At 56.8% G+C, this 16,648-nt stretch carries 17 protein-coding genes and 1 pseudogene; 10 read left to right on the top strand and 8 right to left on the bottom strand.

Features of this window, described 5'->3' with window-relative positions:
* Nucleotides 1–36: 36 nt before the first annotated feature.
* The 3 genes from IFT59_RS20610 to IFT59_RS20600 are packed head-to-tail and all read right to left on the bottom strand — an operon-like array spanning nucleotide 37 to nucleotide 2,857.
* Complete coding sequence (locus IFT59_RS20610; RefSeq protein ID WP_192088137.1) at nucleotides 37–1,167, bottom strand: NAD(P)/FAD-dependent oxidoreductase; 1,131 nt, start codon at nucleotides 1,165–1,167, stop codon at nucleotides 37–39.
* Nucleotides 1,164–2,567 carry an FAD-dependent oxidoreductase gene (locus IFT59_RS20605; protein ID WP_192088136.1) on the bottom strand — a complete coding sequence of 468 codons (1,404 nt, stop codon included), beginning with the start codon at nucleotides 2,565–2,567 and terminating at the stop codon, nucleotides 1,164–1,166. The genes IFT59_RS20610 and IFT59_RS20605 overlap by 4 nt, the downstream gene beginning before the upstream one ends.
* Nucleotides 2,564–2,857: a (2Fe-2S)-binding protein gene (locus IFT59_RS20600; protein ID WP_192088135.1), complete on the bottom strand. Its 294-nt coding sequence runs from the start codon at nucleotides 2,855–2,857 to the stop codon at nucleotides 2,564–2,566. The genes IFT59_RS20605 and IFT59_RS20600 overlap by 4 nt, the downstream gene beginning before the upstream one ends.
* A 165-nt stretch (nucleotides 2,858–3,022) precedes the next feature.
* On the opposite strand from IFT59_RS20600, the gene IFT59_RS20595 reads away from it, so the two are divergent.
* The 5 genes from IFT59_RS20595 to IFT59_RS20575 all read left to right on the top strand — a co-directional run bounded on the left by IFT59_RS20595 (nucleotide 3,023) and on the right by IFT59_RS20575 (nucleotide 8,342).
* On the top strand, nucleotides 3,023–3,946 hold the full coding sequence (locus tag IFT59_RS20595; protein WP_192088134.1) for a LysR family transcriptional regulator: 924 nt from the start codon (nucleotides 3,023–3,025) through the stop codon (nucleotides 3,944–3,946).
* Nucleotides 3,947–4,443: 497 nt separating this feature from the next.
* On the top strand, nucleotides 4,444–5,934 hold the full coding sequence (locus IFT59_RS20590; protein WP_192088133.1) for a DUF4153 domain-containing protein: 1,491 nt from the start codon (nucleotides 4,444–4,446) through the stop codon (nucleotides 5,932–5,934).
* A 41-nt stretch (nucleotides 5,935–5,975) separates the two neighbouring features.
* Nucleotides 5,976–6,677, top strand: a complete 702-nt coding sequence (locus IFT59_RS20585) for a response regulator transcription factor (protein WP_192088132.1) — start codon at nucleotides 5,976–5,978, stop codon at nucleotides 6,675–6,677.
* A gap of 4 nt (nucleotides 6,678–6,681) precedes the next feature.
* Nucleotides 6,682–7,692: a sensor histidine kinase gene (locus IFT59_RS20580; RefSeq protein WP_192088131.1), complete on the top strand. Its 1,011-nt coding sequence runs from the start codon at nucleotides 6,682–6,684 to the stop codon at nucleotides 7,690–7,692.
* Nucleotides 7,693–7,901: 209 nt separating this feature from the next.
* Nucleotides 7,902–8,342, top strand: a complete 441-nt coding sequence (locus IFT59_RS20575) for a hypothetical protein (RefSeq protein WP_192088130.1) — start codon at nucleotides 7,902–7,904, stop codon at nucleotides 8,340–8,342.
* Nucleotides 8,343–8,533: 191 nt separating this feature from the next.
* Here the strand turns inward: IFT59_RS20575 and IFT59_RS20570 are convergent, their stop codons facing one another.
* The 4 genes from IFT59_RS20570 to IFT59_RS20550 form a co-directional block, all read right to left on the bottom strand.
* On the bottom strand, nucleotides 8,534–8,965 hold the full coding sequence (locus tag IFT59_RS20570) for a hypothetical protein (RefSeq protein WP_192088129.1): 432 nt from the start codon (nucleotides 8,963–8,965) through the stop codon (nucleotides 8,534–8,536).
* A 675-nt stretch (nucleotides 8,966–9,640) separates the two neighbouring features.
* Nucleotides 9,641–10,081 carry a hypothetical protein gene (locus tag IFT59_RS20560; protein ID WP_192088127.1) on the bottom strand — a complete coding sequence of 147 codons (441 nt, stop codon included), beginning with the start codon at nucleotides 10,079–10,081 and terminating at the stop codon, nucleotides 9,641–9,643.
* Nucleotides 10,082–10,128: 47 nt separating this feature from the next.
* On the bottom strand, nucleotides 10,129–10,746 hold the full coding sequence (locus IFT59_RS20555) for an RES family NAD+ phosphorylase (protein WP_192088126.1): 618 nt from the start codon (nucleotides 10,744–10,746) through the stop codon (nucleotides 10,129–10,131).
* Nucleotides 10,747–11,409, bottom strand: coding sequence for an XRE family transcriptional regulator (locus IFT59_RS20550; protein ID WP_192088125.1), 663 nt, complete (start codon nucleotides 11,407–11,409; stop codon nucleotides 10,747–10,749).
* A gap of 675 nt (nucleotides 11,410–12,084) precedes the next feature.
* On the opposite strand from IFT59_RS20550, the pseudogene IFT59_RS20545 reads away from it, so the two are divergent.
* The 4 genes and pseudogenes from IFT59_RS20545 (at nucleotide 12,085) to IFT59_RS20530 (ending at nucleotide 15,148) form a co-directional block, all read left to right on the top strand.
* Nucleotides 12,085–12,397: pseudogene (locus IFT59_RS20545) on the top strand (addiction module antidote protein).
* A 538-nt stretch (nucleotides 12,398–12,935) separates the two neighbouring features.
* A complete protein-coding gene (locus IFT59_RS20540; protein ID WP_192088290.1) occupies nucleotides 12,936–13,664 on the top strand; it encodes an SDR family oxidoreductase in 729 nt (242 codons plus the stop codon).
* Nucleotides 13,665–13,675: 11 nt separating this feature from the next.
* Entirely contained in the window at nucleotides 13,676–14,575 is a 900-nt protein-coding gene (locus tag IFT59_RS20535) for an SDR family oxidoreductase (protein WP_062463403.1), read from the top strand.
* A gap of 81 nt (nucleotides 14,576–14,656) precedes the next feature.
* The gene (locus tag IFT59_RS20530) at nucleotides 14,657–15,148 is read left to right on the top strand and encodes an ester cyclase (RefSeq protein WP_192088124.1); all 492 of its coding nucleotides are present in this window, start codon (nucleotides 14,657–14,659) and stop codon (nucleotides 15,146–15,148) included.
* Between the two features lie 49 nt (nucleotides 15,149–15,197).
* Here IFT59_RS20530 and IFT59_RS20525 read toward each other — a convergent pair whose 3' ends face one another.
* Nucleotides 15,198–16,112 (bottom strand): LysR family transcriptional regulator, encoded by a 915-nt coding sequence (locus tag IFT59_RS20525; RefSeq protein WP_192088123.1) that lies wholly within the window; start codon nucleotides 16,110–16,112, stop codon nucleotides 15,198–15,200.
* Nucleotides 16,113–16,200: 88 nt separating this feature from the next.
* On the opposite strand from IFT59_RS20525, the gene IFT59_RS20520 reads away from it, so the two are divergent.
* Nucleotides 16,201–16,644 carry an ester cyclase gene (locus IFT59_RS20520; protein WP_192088122.1) on the top strand — a complete coding sequence of 148 codons (444 nt, stop codon included), beginning with the start codon at nucleotides 16,201–16,203 and terminating at the stop codon, nucleotides 16,642–16,644.
* The last annotated feature ends 4 nt before the right edge of the window (nucleotides 16,645–16,648 follow it).

The raw sequence follows: 16,648 nt of genomic DNA, 5'->3' as shown, positions 1-16,648 counted from the left end.
AAGAACGATTGACGGGCAAGGCTAACAGCGCGGTTGTCATGCAATGGCCTTCCGCTGCATGAGCCGCGATGGCGAAAACGCCTCAGTCTGCCTGTTTGTGCCTCCATGAACGATCAAGTCAGAAACGATTGCGCCCACGACCGGCACAAGCTGGAAGCCGTGGCCGGAAAACCCGAAGACATGAAAGATGCCTGCGGCATTGGGCGAGGCACCGATAACAGGCAGGTGGTCATCCGTTTTGGCTTCCATGCCGGTCCAGGCCCTAACGATGCGCAACGGCCCGATGCACGGGAAAAGATCGGCTGCGGCCCTAGCGCCTTTCGCAAGCTCATTGAAATCGACGAAGCTTTTCTGGGCCGCGATATCAGCCCGCCCCTGAAGCCCTCCGCCGATCACCAGAGTGCCCTGATCCGATTGCTTGAATGACAACGGGCGCCCGACAACGCTGACAACCGGCTTCAGCAGCGGTGCGATGCGCTCGGTGACGATCATCATCGATGCCTTATGGCCCAATGGAATTTCATCGCCGATCATGGCTGCAATGTCGGCAGCCCAGGCACCGGCGGCATTGACCACGACTGGTGCACCGTAGTCGCCGACCTCGGTGCAGACCTTCCAGTCAGACACTGCAATCTCGATAGCGATGACGCGGCAGCCTTCGACGATCGTGACGCCCTCGGCCTCAACAGCGGCTCGAAACGCTGCTATCGTCCGATGCGGATCGGCAGCACCATCGCGACGGGCGATCAGCGCAGCGGTACAATGTGGGGAGATTGTCGGCACGAGGCGCAGCAGTTCGTCCCGATCGATCAGTTCCTCGTGCTGGTAACCGGCCGCCTGCATCATGGCCACGCGCTTTTCAAGAACAGGCACATGACTTTCGAATTCCGCTACATTGATCTGCCCGAAGGCCTGGAAACCGCAATCGTCACCGACGATCGCCTCCATGTTGTGCCACATGTCCATCGCTTCGAGCGATATCGGCACTTCGGCAGGATGGCGGTTGAGGGTCCGCACGCCGGCGGCCGTCGAACCTGACGCATGTCGCCCAACCCAAGAGCGTTCCAGAATGGTGACCCGTTGTCCCGCGCGGGCAAGATGTAACGCCGCCGACAATCCATGCAGACCGCCACCGATAACGACGACATCCGTCTTCTTCATACTCATCGGCTGGCGTCCTTAGAGGTTAGCCCAGCAAGCTCGTTCAAGGTCACCGGTTTGAATGGCGGTCGCACCCGGTAGAGACCAACGTCAGGCGTATCCCTTCCCTCAATCTCCGCCAACAAATGAGCAATCGTATAATTGCATTGACGTCCCTGGCAGGGTCCCATGCCGGCCCGGGTGAACGCCTTGATCTGGTTCGGACCCGGCCGCCCGCCCCTCTTTGCCTGGGCGCGAACCTGGGCAACATTCACCTCTTCACAGCGACAGGCTATTGTCTCATCGGAGGGCACGAAAACAGCTCGGCGCGGGCGGTAGAAGCGGTCGAGGAACGGGCGCGCCGAAAGGGCCCGTCTCAACCGTGCGCGGATTGGCCGTGCCGTGCGGGCAGCTTCCCGTTCATCAATGCGTCCGGCCTTGAACGCAATGCCAAGCGCCGCGATCTCACCCCGCAGGCATGCTGCTGTGGCGCCACCTATACCGGCCGCATCGCCCGCCACGAACACGTTAGGCTCCGACGTTTCACCCCAAGGATCAAGTTCCGCCGCAAAGCTGTCCTGGTCCCGGTTCCATCGGTGCCGACATTCAAGTGCAAGTGTCGGATGAATGGTAGGCACTAGGCCCTCATGAACAAGCAGCAAACGCGCATCGACAGTCGCTGATGTGCCCCTTTCGGTCACATAACGAAGACGCTCGACAGCATTTTCGCCAATTGCCTCGATCTCGGTTACATTGGCAACGTATCTGACGCGTCGCTGCAGCGTCGCGAGCCAACGAATTCCCTTGAGTAGATCTGACGGCACCCCCAAAGCTGCCGCCGCAAAACTTGGCATGGCGGACAACAGCCTGCCGCGTGGGGTCGTATCGAGGAACCCGGCAATCTGCCCACCTGCTTTCAGAAGCTGAGTGGCATAAAGAAGCGGCAACGGTCCACTCCCGGCAATCCAGACCGGCTCATCAGGAACCTGTCCGGCAGTCTTTAGCGTGATCTGAGCGGCGCCGACGGTCATGACGCCGGGCAGGGTCCAGCCGGGAAACGGTAGAGGACGCTCCTGCGCGCCAGTTGCCAAAAGCACGGCACCAGCCTCCACGCTTTCGGCGGAATTGTTGCGGGTCATGAAGACACGCAACCCTGCTTCGATCTGCCAGACCTGGGTGCCCGGCTCGTACACGGCGCCGCTGGCACGAAATTGCTCAACCGTGGAAAGTCCGTCAGTATAGGCCTTCCCGAGAATATCGGCGCGAGGCGTGCCCGCGACCGCCTCGATATTACGCCAGATCTGCCCACCTGGCGTGGGCTGCTCATCGACAAGGAGAACGTCGAGACCGTATCGTCGCGCAGCAGTGGCAGCCGACATACCTGCCGGGCCCGCTCCAACGATCAGGAGATCAACCCGACGGCTCACGGTGCGACCCTCCGACGGCCGAGCTGTCGCTCGATGTGCATACCCTCGTGGACGGGCGCAAGACAGGTTTGAACAAGAGCTCCATCGACCATAGCCAGACAGTCGAAACAGGTGCCCATCATGCAATAGGGCGCTCGCCTTGTCTCGGACACGGGCGTCGTCCGGGCCCATAGATTTGGCTGCCGCAGAAGAATAGTCGCAACAGTCTCGTTGGGTTCAGCAAGAACGGACGCCCCATCAATGAAAACAGTAAGAGCTTCACCCGACGGATCATGTAGCTTCCTAAACATTCTTAGTCTCACTCAGCAATTGCGTTGGTAGGGACTTCAGTGACAAGGGATTGGATGGACGCGCCAGCGCAGGCCAATCACCTCAGTTCCCATTGACGAAATTACGCGACTGGATACTATTACTCCAATGCAATTAATGGGCACCTCTATTCCAAAGGTTATAGGATGGCGCGTTCTCTCAACCTCAGGCAGGTCGAAATTTTCAAGGCTGTGATAGAGCACGGCACCGTCAGCCGGGCAGCGGAGGCTGCGTTTATTTCCCAACCGGCAGCCAGCAAGCTTCTGGTTCAACTCGAGGCGGATCATGGGCTCAAGCTGTTCGACCGGCATAAGGGAAGACTGGTTCCAACCGCGCAGGCCTTGCGGCTCTATGAGGAGATTGACAGGATTTTCGCGGGCGTGAGGCAGGTTGAGAGCGCCATTGCTTTCATCAAAAGAGAGGAGCAAGGCCGGCTCTTTGTCGGCGTTATCCCAGCGCTTGCCGGGGCTTTCATTCAGCGGGCGACAATGAAGTTCCTTGAGGAAAATCGGAACGTCTACTGCTCGATTGAATCACTGGGATCGCACGGAATCGCGGAGTCCATTCTCAACCGTAAGCTTGACGTCGGCCTCGTCAGCTCTCGTATCGACAACCCTTATCTGGTTACCGCGTCGGTCCTAGAACATGATCTCGTATGCATCATGCCTCCCGAGCATCCTCTCTCAAGGCTAGATGTCGTCAGACCCGAGAACCTGGACAAGAAGCCCTTTATTTCGTTCCTGCCGGGATCCTACACCGGCCAGAAAATAGAAAAAATTTTCAGCAGGTATAATGTCGCCCCTGACATCGTTTTGACGGCGGCCGCGAGCCCGACTGTTTGCGAGTTTGTTGCAGCTGGTTTGGGCGTATCACTTGTTCATCCGCTTTTTATTGCCGGCATGGGAAGCCGCGTCGTTACACGCCCGTTTGAGCCAGGTACGGCATTTGATTTTTTGCTCTGTTACCTGCGTGATGCGAGGAGCTCGCACCTCATTTCGAGGTTTGTGAAGGAAACGAAGTGGGTTGCCGCAAGTCAGATCGACGAGGTCAAAAGAAGTTGGACGTCGTAAGGTTGGGCGGGGATCGATATGCCATTCCGCCTTGAACGGATCAACCTTCTGTCCTGTGATTACAAATTAGTGCTCGCTACAAATTCCAAGCCTTACTATCAGGCTGTAACTGGAGAAACTGTGTCAGCGCGCCGCTGGAATGGCCGCAGCTTGAACACGGCGAGTTCATGATCACTTCCCTGCGCGAAAGCTAAGCCGGACTGTTGGAGCCTGGTTAGCGATCTCCCGCCTGGTGGCGTCGTCCGCTCTTCCCATGCTTGATCTCCTGAATAGCTCCTCATGGCCTGCACATAATCTGCAAATCCCGTGAGCACTCTGTGCGGCATGAACAAGCACCTTATCCCAGATCGCTCCACACCTCCCCGCCTGCCTTACCGTCTTCTCAACGAGGGCTGGTGGCTGGAAGAAAACCCAAACTCCCGCGACAACACCCAAGCCGCGAGCAAACAGAATGTTGGAAATTCGGGCCCCCAACCGTGCTGTCATGAGGTTTTGCCATGCAACTGACCAACGCAGAGCACGTCACAGCACGCCCATCCTTCACACGCAGGAAACGCCTCCTCATTCTCGTCTCTGTGATGGCGCTGATCGACTTCCTGGTTTTCAAGCATGGGCCTGGCCTCAACCTTTTTATTCTGTCTGTCTTGCTGACGGCTGCAGTCTTGCTCGCAGCAGCTAGACCGCCCAGCCCTCTTGCAGCAGTTGCCTATCTTGCCTTCTCGTCCTTCGCTGCAGCACCCTTGCTGGAGGCCCCGAGCGTAAGCGGGCTCATAATCTCGATGGTAGCGGTCGTCCTTGTCGCACTCGCCGCTGCGAGGCTTCTCCCCAAAAGACCCACCGCAATTCCATTCGTCGTCCTGCGGTTCATGCCGGTCATCCCGATCAGGCTGGCTGAAACCTGGAGTCAGTATTCTGCGTCCCATCCCGGCCAATCGATTTTGGGCACGACACTGAGATCCCTTTCCGGCTGGATGTTTCCGCTGGGCATGGCGCTGGTCTTCCTGCTGCTGCTCAGTGCCGGCAACCCGTTGATCGAAATGGGGCTGCACAATATCGACCTGCGCCTTCTGCTGAACCTGATTGACGTCGGGCGAGCTGCTTTCTGGCTGGTGGCAGCCGTCTTCATATGGTCACTGATACGACCGCGCCTGATCCGCAGATGCAGACGCCGACCCATGCAGGAACCGGCAGACAGCAGCCCAGCTCGCAGGTTTCTCAATCACACTGTCCTTGTCCGCTCGCTCTGGCTGTTCAACCTGCTTTTCGCCGCGCAGACGCTACTGGACGGGACGTATCTCTGGGGTGGTGCGGAGCTGCCGGCCGGAATGAGCCACGCCCAATACGCGCATCGTGGTGCCTACACACTGGTAGCAACAGTATTGCTAGCCGCAGCTTTTGTTCTGATCGCCATGCGCCGCGGCGGACCGGGCGATCACAGCCGGCTGATCCGGACCCTGGTCATCAGCTGGATCATTCAGAACGTTCTGCTGTGCCTGTCGTCGATGCTCCGGCTCGATCTTTATGTCGAAACCTATTCCCTGACAGGTTTGCGCATTGCGGCCGGCATCTGGATGGGCCTGGTTGCGGCGGGGCTGGTATTCATCCTGCTGCGCATTGCGCAGCGTCGTTCCAATCAATGGTTGATCTCGATGAACTTCCTCACCCTGGCGGTCGTCCTCTATCTCTGCGCGTTCCTGGATTTTTCCGCGATCATTGCCCGCTTCAACGTCGAAAACAGTATGCGACCAGACCATCAGGGCGAACCGCTCGACATCGAGTATCTGTTCTCCCTTGGGCCCTCAGCCATTCCCGCTCTGGACCTCTACATGTCAACACCGATCGACACTTCCCAGCGGCAACTGGCTAGTGACGCTAGACGTTGGATGGCGAGGAACGTTGAGAGAGGGTCTAACGATTGGCGCGGCTGGAGCTATCGTAAGCACCGAATTCAGAACTATCTGCGAGCCACTGCTTTGAATGAGAGGTGAACAGCGATAACAGCGACAGACCCGCATTTCCAGGAGACGTTATGACGCCGCGCATCCTTGTCGTTGATGACGAAACCAATATCCGCGAGGTGATCTGCTTTGCCCTTGAACGTGCTGGCATGACAACCGAGACAGCGGGAACCGGAACACAGGCACTGAGGACTTTTCAGGCAGGCAGGATTGATCTCGTCGTCATGGACATCGGCATGCCGGATATGGATGGCCTCGAAGTTTGCCGCCAGATCCGCAAGACGTCTTCAGTCCCCATCCTGTTTCTCTCTGCTCGGGATGAAGAGATCGACCGTATTATAGGCCTCGAGATCGGCGGCGACGACTATGTCACCAAACCCTTCAGTCCGCGTGAACTCGTTGCGCGCGTCAAGGCCATCCTGAAGCGCAGCAATGCGGTAGACGCCGGTGAGAGAGGCAAGCAGACTGTGACGGTCGGAAACCTGAGGCTGGATCGGGCCGGTCACGTCGTGACCTTCGGTGGCATTTCTCTGACACCGACCGCACTGGAATTCGCGATCATCGACGCCCTGATAAGCCGACGAGATATGGTATTCAGCCGCGAACAACTTATGGCGGCCGCCTATGGACCGGCAACCTACGTCGCGGACCGCACGATCGACAGCCATATTCGGAATATAAGGGCGAAATTTGCGGCCGTCGGCGCGGAACACATCATAACCACCGTGCATGGCGTTGGCTTCAAGCTGAGCACCGGCGACGAACGGAGTTGATACGATGCCCGAACTGCAGGTAAAGCCAAAATGGCGGCCGCCACTGGTTCTGATTGTCCACTCCGTACTGCTGTCGATTATGGCACTCCCGATCCTCAGCATCGTATGGGTCCGGACCACCGACAGCCCGGCATCTTTGACGACCCTGACGGAGGCCGGCGCTCTTGCTGCAGTCGTTCTCGTCACACTGGCCGTTGCATACGTTTTTAGTCGTAACATCACCGGCCCAATCAATGCGCTGATCGCCCGCTCGGAGCAAATCGCTCGGGGTGGCCGGGGAGCAATCCAACCGCTCGACAGTTACGGCACCCGGGAGATTGCCTCTCTCGCACAAAGCTTCCTTGATCTGGCTGGCAAGCTCGTCGATCGCAGTGAATATGTCAGCTCTTTTGCGGCGCATGTTTCGCATGAACTGAAATCACCTTTGACGTCCATCCGCGGCGCTGCCGAGCTGATGCGGGACGATGACGACGAGCAGCCAATGACCAGAAGCGAGCGTTTGCGCTTTCTTGACAATATCATAGCAGACTCCAAACGGCTGGATCTGTTGCTGACCAGACTGCGGGAGCTTGCTGTCGCTGAGAGTTCACTCCCCTCAGATCGGATCTGTGCCGAAGACGTTTGCCGGATGCTTCAAGAACGTTTCCCGCAGCTCGTTGTCGTCATGCCAGGGCTATCGACAGTTCGTTTTGCGCTTTCGTTCGAAGCAGCTGGTATTGTCTTTGGTAACCTTGCGGAAAACTCCCTGCAGAACGGCGCAACGCATCTCAGTCTAACGGTAGGCGTCGATGGAAAGGCCGTCACCATTCTGGTTGCAGACAACGGTAACGGCGTCTCTGAAACCAATCGAGATCGCTTATTTCAGCCGTTCTTCTCAACAAGACGCCAGGAGGGCGGCACTGGCATGGGACTTGAGATCGCACGCACTATGCTCGCATCGCATCGAGGAACTATCACTCTGATGGACGCTCCTCAGCCAGGCGCGGCTTTTCTGATCACTGTTCCGATTTCGTAAAGCGGCATTGTTTTGAGCGGCGTCGCCGAAGCGTGATCGGAGTGCGGTGGGCTGTTTCTCAAGCTACCGAACCGATAAATATCATCTCTGTGCGGAGAGATCGTGTACGATATAACAGTGCGCAGAGCTTGTGGTTAGAAATGTCCACTTATCAGTAAGATATACTGAACTGCGGGCGGGTAAGCTCCAGCGGGTCAGCGAGGTTTGCCGTGAAAACACTTTTCCTTTTAGCCGTTCTTACTGTGGTCGGCGGTACGGCAACACATATCGGAAAGACGCTCATATTGCGCAGCGACTGGTCCGCGAAGCAAGAAAGACTGCTCGCCTCCTGCCGCATCAACCCGAATGCAACTCTGAATAGGATCAGTGCCGCCTATCTCGCTTGTGCAGACAGCAGATATGCCAATGCACCAGAAGCTAAAGCTATACGTGACCTCGCTGCACTGCTCACGCTGGAAGCCATCAGACAGAAGGTCGAGGGTGTTGATGACGTCATCGCCAGAGAGAGAGCAATTGAGATCATGCAGGCTCATATTCCAAGCATACACGCAAAGCTACCTGTTAGCCAGGATGGCGACGAGGTGCTCCTCTATCTCCAAGCGCTACGCAAGGAGGGCGTACCTTCTTGTGTAGTCTCGTCTTCCGCGTAGTCTGGGTCGTGTCGTCTCCAGGAAAACGTTATCCGACCGGAAGTTCGCTCGGTGTCGGTCCACGACAGGAGCTCGCGGATCAACCTCCGCTCCTTTCCGCGGGTAACGAGATGAGCTTGGCTTCGATATGACCAAATAGGGTCGAACGGTGGCCATGGCTGCCGCACTTAATTCAAAATACTTTGGGTTTGCTAGTCGTGCATTGCTTCAGCCAAACGCCAAGTGTTCTGGGCATTAAATTCCATTAGGCTCGGTGGAGCGCAGCTTGGTTGAATGATACGATACCAGACGCCGTCCTCAGCAAAATTAATGCGCTTCAGCGCAACGAGTACATCCCGTGAACTTGTCCAGTGATCTTGCATTTCACCGGTCGGGCTCTCCCATAAAGCCAATATTTCACCCTGACTGCGAAAACCAAATACTGCTTCCCTGACCTCCAGCGTGAGACGTGCTTTCGTGTTCGGCTCAACAACCTCGAATTTCTGAAGAAAGGCTCTGACGACAACGTCTGCGGCTTTCAGATCGTCAGACGCTAGTCCTTTTGGGATCGTACAAGATGCCGCAGGTTGGACGCCGATCGTTAGAAGGATAAAAATAAGCCCAACGGGCAGGATAGGTCTCATTGGCTTTTCCATTGGTGACTTAGCGGTCATCGTTCTCTTACGAAGCGGAAGCTAGTACAAGCTCGACGCCCAGTTTGAGCTTAATGTCGTCCTTGAGCTTCAAGCTATCATAAACACGCACTTTACATCGATCCCGTCATGTTTAGAGGGACACTCAATGCACAACGACAACAGCGATCCTACCGTAGCGCGAGGACTTTATAGGATTCTAGTACTCTTCATGTCTATCGCCCTGGGTTCATATTTGCTTTGGGAAATGTTCAGCACGACGGCAGCTCTCAGTCGGCTCGCAGCGGCAGCTGGAAACTTTCCTTACGTCGAACGCTGTGATGTCGAAGGTAATCCGAGGACTACGGGGCAACCCAACTGCGTAGACCTTTCCGACTATCTGTTTATCAACGGACCGGTTCTCAAAGCTATTGCTAGAGTTTGCCCAAGAAGCGACAAACCTCCCGTGATGCTGACACTCGAGCAGGGCAAGGCCTCGAGGGAAGATATCGTCCGCGTTGAAAAAGGGCTGAGATATCGCAAAGAAAATGGATCGAGTGTGCCCTGCTGAACGATCACCTTTCTCCCTGGAGAGCTTACAGCGACAAACTATCCCAAGATTCACAGGGACTGGGAGATTACCTCGGGGCTTTTCGCACTAGGTCGTTGCGCGTTGTCCGAACTCCCCTACCCTTCTTTCGTCTTACGTTGAGCAAACCGATCTGTTGCCTGGATGAGCTGATCAAGGATGCCAGGTTCGGTAGTCGCGTGCCCCGCCCCTTCAACGATATGTAAAGATGCGTCCGGCCATACCTTATGAAGGAGGTAAGCGTTTTTGACGGGACATGGCATGTCATATCGCCCGTGGATGATCGCGCCGGGTATTCCTTTCATTCGATCGGCATTGCGCAAGAGTTGACCGTCCTCCATCCAGCAGTCGTGAACGAAGTAGTGATTTTCTAACCGAGCGAAAGCATGGGCGAAATACCCATCGGCATAGGCCGAGGAATAGTCTGGATCGGGCAGTAGAGTAATGGTCTCGCCCTCCCACAGCGTCCACGCCTTCACCGCTTCGATCTGAACTGCGATGTTGTCGGATGTCAGCAGCTTTCTGCAGGCCGAAATCACCCTATCCGATAGGTGCGATTATCCATCGTTGGTCATTTCAGCAGTATTCAAGGAAAACTGACCAAACTCACGCGAAGGTCATTGATGACTGCGGCGAGCCCCGGTGCGCCGATCAGCGGCACGACCCGCGCTGGCGCCAACTTCGAGACCGCCCGCCCGAAGACGGCGATATTCGTGTGGCCGTTTAGGCGAGATGGATAGATGATACCGTCGGGAAGCGACGGGTGTCCGTGGAACGCCAGCGCCCACGTGCGCGCCAGGCTCTGACGTGATGACCTCGCCACGTCAGTTGGCACCCCCATCCTGATCGCGTGGTCGTCGCGCAGGTCGACAAGGTTGAGGTCTGCAATCGTTTCGACCTCAGCATAGCGGCGCGCGTAGATCTCTTTTTCCTCGATCGGAAGCTCGCCGACAAGACCGTCGCGGCGATCACGCAGAACGGCCTCGAGGAAGCAGACCTTGAGTGTTTCGCCCAGATAAAGAACGCCGAAGCGCTTAGTCACATTACGTCGGCGTGGGTCACTGAAACGGCTTGGCGTTTTTCCAAATCCCAACGGGTCCGGAAAGACGCTTGCGTAAATCCGGCCAAAGCGGAGCCCTGAAGGAATCGTTTCGATATCGAGTGGCTGACGCTCGAAACCGGCAGGCGGTTTGATACCAGCCATTTAGCGGAAGTCACCGCGGGCAATGCCCTCGGCTGCGGCAATCACGTCGCCGTCCTGGCGCCGCTGCAGGGCGTCGAGCCCGGTGCGACCGTCGAGCGCACTGTGGGGCGAAACAAGGAAGCGGTAAACGGCCCAGGGACCCGCCAGGATCTCGTCCAACTTTGGAAGCGCGGCATAGGGTCGGCCGTCCCGGTCAAGCTGCCAAGCCGGGAAACGGAACCCTCGCTTGGCGCCATCCAGGCCAAGAACCTGGCCGTTTTGACGCTTTGTATTGACCGTGACCCGCGAAACCCCAAGAAGATCTGAAAAGGCGTCGGCGCTGAGCATATCGTCTTCGCTGAGGATCTCTGCAACACGGCGATGGCCGCGCTCTCGTGCGGAAGACAAGGCCGCCTTCAGTTCGTCGTCCTGTTCGCCAGCCTCTTCGACCGGAAACCCGCGGTCGCCAACCAGCTGGTCTTCCTCCACGATCGAAATTGTCTGCGCTCCCGCGCGCGGATCCACAACGACGCGGAAACTTACCTGATGGCCAGCCTTCTGGCTCAGTTGCACCGCCTTGGTATACTGACTAAGAAGCGCCTTTTCAAAATCGGCCTTCCGAGGCAGCTTCATGGAAAGGGCGACATTTGAAATTTCGCTTGCTGACGTTTTCGTGACCGGCATGACAATCCACCTTTTGAAAAACAAAGTAGGCAGTCGTTGTCATCTCGTCAAGTTCGTTAAGCTGGTAAAGATATTGACGGACTTCGAGCCGTGCGTTTCGCACTAGGCCTACCGCCTTGAACTGATATGAACCGCCAATCCGGCGGTCAAATCAGTTACATTTGCTGCTATTTTCCTTTTCAATGACCGACCGTAGGCCGCCCAAAGGGGCGAAACCACGTGCGGACAGCCAGCAAAACAGAGTGGCCATCGTGATGTGACGAAGATCGAACTTACTCAATCATTTGGCACTACACGCAAGCCAAAAGTTTCAGACAGCTATATTCCCGGATAACCATCACTTTGAAGTTTTGTCCCCTATGGGTTACATAGTCGCATGTTCACGATTAGGCGCACCCGTGATTATGCGGACTGGATCAAACGCTAAAGGACTATCGTGCCCAAGCTAGAATTGCCGACCGCATTGACCGTCTCGCTGCAGGAAACCCTGGGGATGTAAGGCCAGTCGGCGAAGGCGTGAGCGAACTCCGCATAATTATGGGCCTGGTTATCGGGTCTATTTTGTCCGAGACGGGTCGGTCGTTTACGTTCTTCTGTGTGGTGGCGACAAAAGTACTCAAGACAAAGACATTCGATTAGCTAAAAAAATAGCACGGCAAGTAATGGAGTAATCGCATGCCTCTTGAAACATTTGAGTACGACTCAGCCGAATTCCTTGGAAGTGAGGAAGCGATTGCTGAATATCTTCTAGCTGCAAGCGAAGATGGAGACGCAAACCATATTGCTCGCGCGCTTGGTGTTGTCGCTCGCGCGCGGCATGTCGGATCTTTCCCGGAATACCGGACTAACACGAACTGCTCTCTACAGAGCGTTAAGTGGAGATGGCAACCCGGAGTTTGGGACGATCGCGAAGGTAGCTGACGCACTTGGTTACAGGCTGAATCTTGTTCTGAAATCCGACAGCGGATCGACCGCCGCAGTGAAGTGAGCGGCATATTCGAGCATTGGCGAGACGTGTTTTAGTTCCGTACCAGAGCGGGGCAGCTCATTTCTCATGGTTTTAAGCTCTCGATGGAATTCTAAACATCCGGCCTCTCCGCCTTTGGGCTGAATGGGAAGGCCGAATCGATCCTAATGAGTTCGTCATCGGTCAGCTGTAGCGAGCCAGCTCCCGCATTCTCAGTGGCGTGCAGGCAGGTCGAGGTTGAAGACTCATCAACGCTTGGGGCCAACGGCCCTAAATCGGCAAATTTAGGATGGTACCGCCTTTCAACGACTCGAACCTTGACTACCCCATCTTGGCGCTAATTAGCTCAAATTGAAGCGGATGATGCATACTGACGTGATATGCATCATAGGCAATCGTATTCCGGCGCCGCACAAACTAGTTGCCACTTCTGCCTTCTCGTATGGATGGCGAAACCAATATCAACCCCGTGAATGATGACCCATACTTTAAGTCGATTTCATCTCGAGACAACACCTCCGTAAGATGGCTGAAGGAAAGCCTAAAGGAGGCATGTCATATGCAAAAAACAGCTATTGTCACGGGCGGATCGCGAGGGATCGGTCGCGCCACCGCGCTGCTCCTTGGAGCACACGGTTGGGACGTAGTCGTCAATTACGCCAATAATCATGACGAAGCCGCGTCAGTCGTCGCAGAAATCGTAGGACGCGGAGGAAATGCCATCGCGGTGCGCGCGGACGTCTCATCAGCGTCAGATGTGAAGGAACTTTTCGACCAGGCCGGACGCGCCTACGGCAACGTGAACGCGCTGGTTAATAGTGCGGGGATCATCAGGCCGTCCTTGATCAAGGATCTGGACGACGCGGGACTTACCGAACAACTCGATACAAATCTTCGGGGCGCAATCAACGCTATCCGCGAAGCTGCACGACGCGTCGTGGACGGCGGCCGGATCGTCAGCATGTCCAGCACGACGCTTGCCCTCAACCCTCCAAGCTACGGCATCTACAACGCCACGAAAGCCGCCGTCGAGGCTCTGACGCGCGTACTTGCCAAGGAGCTTGGAAGTCGGCGCATTACCGTCAACGCTGTGGCTCCTGGGCCGGTTGAAACGGATTTGTTCGTTACGGGCAAGAGCCAGACCCAGATCGATCGCATGGCGGAAGCGGCACCATTCAAACGTCTGGGACAGCCACAGGACATTGCCGAGGTCGTCGCTTTTCTTCTGTCCGACGCAGCTGGATGGGTCAATGGCCAGGTCGTGCGCGCCAATGGCGGCCTGGCTTAAGGAGAAATCTTATGTCTCAGAAAGTCATTGTCGTCACAGGTGCCGGATCCGGTATCGGTCGCGCCATCGCCGAGACGCTCGCCATCGCGGGCCACATTGTCTACGCTTCGATGCGATCTCTAAAGGAGCGAAACCAGGAACGTGTCGAGCAGATGTCGCTTTTCGCGGCGGAGAAGCAGGTCGACCTGCGCGCGCTTGAGCTCGACGTCCTCTCGGAGGAGAGCATAAGAGCAGCGTTCGATCAGGTCCTGCTGGAGACCGGCCGTCTCGACGTGGTCGTCAACAATGCGGGCATGCTGATGGTCGGCATTGCCGAAGCCTTTACGCCCGCGCAAATGGCAAGGATTTTAGACACCAACGCGATCTCCTGGCTTCGGGTGAACCGGGCAGCGCTGCCGATCATGCGCCGGCAGAAGGAAGGCATCCTTGTCTATGTCGGCAGCACGACCTCGCGCATCCATGAGCCCTTCATCGGACCCTATATCGCCAGCAAGGCGGCGGGCGAGGCTCTGGCTGAAGCGATGCGCTTCGAAGCCGCACCTTTTGGCATCGAGAGTGTCATCGTTGTGCCCGGCGCGTTCACGTCAGGAACGGAACATTTCGCGGACGCACATGGACCGGAGAGCCTTGCCGTCGTCAGCCAATACGGTGAGCTTCCGGATCGTCTTGGCGGCCTCGGCACAGCGCTTGAGGTGCTGGATGCCGAAAAAGGCCTAGGTCTGACTGTCGAATCCGTTGGCAAAGCGGTGAAGGGTGTTCTCGATCTTCCGTTCGGAGAGAAACCGTTCAGGATTTCGATCGACCCACAAGGCAAAGGGACGGACGAGATCGAAGCCTTGATCGGCGCCAGGCAGCTCTCGTTTTTCGAAGGACTTGGGATAGCCGACCTCATGAAGCCCGAGCGTCCATAGCCTGACCATCGCCAAACGCTCGGAAGTGCTCTCGAACACGCAACCGCAAGCAGATCCTACCTTTGCCAAAGGAACATACCCATGAGCGACATCCTCCAAACCGCCGGCTTGGTCATCGCGTTGGCAGCGCCATCTCCTGCTACACAGGACAGTTTATCCGTCGACCTGGCGATCGAGGTCGTGCGGCCTGTCTATAACGCACTCACCGCGGCGTCACCCGCGGATGTGCGCGTTCATCTTGAAAGCGGAACGACAAAGGATTGGCAGAATTGCGGTTCTACCAATGCCTGCGATGACCGCGAAGCGACGATCGCGAGATGGAGCGCCCGGATCGCCAAGGTACCGGATTTCAGGTTCAAGATCCGGGATGTTGTCACGATGGGGAACAGGGTTGTTGTTCGCAGCGAAGCTCAAGGCACACCTGTCGGCGAGTTTCTCGGTGTCGCCCAGTCCGGTCACGCCTTCCGGATCATGACCATCGATGTCCACGAAGTTCAAGATGGCAGAGTAGCCCGGACATATCACGTCGAAGACTGGGCGCGCGCGGCGCGCCAGCTGCGCGACCAGGATTGAGGCGAGCTACACCCGCGCACGCCGTCTAACCTTTCTGGCAGTGGCCAGTCTAGGAGGCGGCCTTTTCAAAGAGTGACCCGATCACCTCACGCAGCCAGCGCTGCGCGGGGTGAACGTCGTTGCGCCTATGCCATGCCATGTCGAACTTCGCCGTGCCAAGTTCCAATGGCGGCTTCAGAACGTGAAGCTGTTCGCGATACCCGGATGCTTCAACGACGCCGTTCATTAGCGTCGCTATCAGGTCGGATGACGCGACGAGCGGCGGCGCGGCGTACATTTGCGGGAGCGTCAGCGAAAGGCGCCGCCGCAGTCCCAGCTTCCCGAGCGCGGCATCGACCATCCCGAAACGCTCGTTTTCCGGAGAAACCAGAAGATGCGACATCTGGAGAAAAGAGTCGAGCGTTAGCTCTGCGTCTGCTTGCGGATGGTCTTTGCGGAGGACGCAGACGAAATTTTCCTCGAATAGACGTTCGCTCCGGATGCGACCGGCTGGCGTGTGCGGAACACCGACGGTCAGATCTGCCTCCCCTGAATCCAGAAGCGAAAGGACCGCGTCGCGGTGGTCGAAGTTGCGGATCCGTAGAACGATACCCGGCGCCTGAGTTCGCAGGACAGCAAGCAGTTTTGGTAGGACAACAAACGCCGCGTGTTCTGACAAGCCGATCGAGAGTGTAACAGTTGACTTCGAGGGGTCGAAAACCTGCGTGAACTCCAGGGTCCGCTGGATTTCTGCCAGCGCATGGCCAAGCGGTTCGGCGAGATCGAGCGCGCGCGGCGTCGGCTGCAACCCGTCTGGGCCACGAATAAACAACTCGTCCTGCAAGAGAGCACGAAGACGGGAAAGTGCTGCACTCATCGCCGGCTGTGTGCGCCCGATCCTTACTCCTGCACGCGTCACGCTCCGCTCGGCCATAAGAGCGTCGAAGGCCACAAGGAGGTTCAGATCGATACCATGTAAATCCATGCGGTGGATGTTACAGCATACCTAATATCGATTTCAACGATGAATTCGCGTGACGTACGTTGCTCATCGTCCACATAGAAAGATTGATATGAGCAACGAACAACCACCATACAGCGGGATAAGTACCGCAGATCTACAGACGCTTCGCACCTTCTATAAGGCGTTCGAAGGAAACCCTTCTCTTCTCGACGAAAGCGTCGTTCTCGATTGGCAAGACATCCCGCTTGCTCCTGGCCAGGCAGCCGGCCGCGATGGCTTCAAGCCCATGATCGCCGCATTCTCCCAAGCGTTCGCTGACCTCAAGATCGAGATCGTCGATGTGATCGGTGGGCCAGACAGGGCTGCGGTCCGCGCCGTGATAACCGGACGCCACCTTGCAGACTGGTTCGGGGTTGCCCCGACCGGCCGCGAATTCTCGCTTCCGATCCATGAGTTCCATGCATTCGAGAACGGCCGGATTACCCACACCTGGCACATGGAAGACTGGATGGGCTGGTTTGCCCAGATGGGTGCCTGGCCGGTCAAGAACTAGGAGC

The organism is Rhizobium sp. CFBP 8752 (assembly GCF_014842035.1).
In the GTDB taxonomy this organism is placed as follows: domain Bacteria; phylum Pseudomonadota; class Alphaproteobacteria; order Rhizobiales; family Rhizobiaceae; genus Neorhizobium; species Neorhizobium soli.
This window is presented reverse-complemented; position numbering and strand designations above follow the sequence as displayed.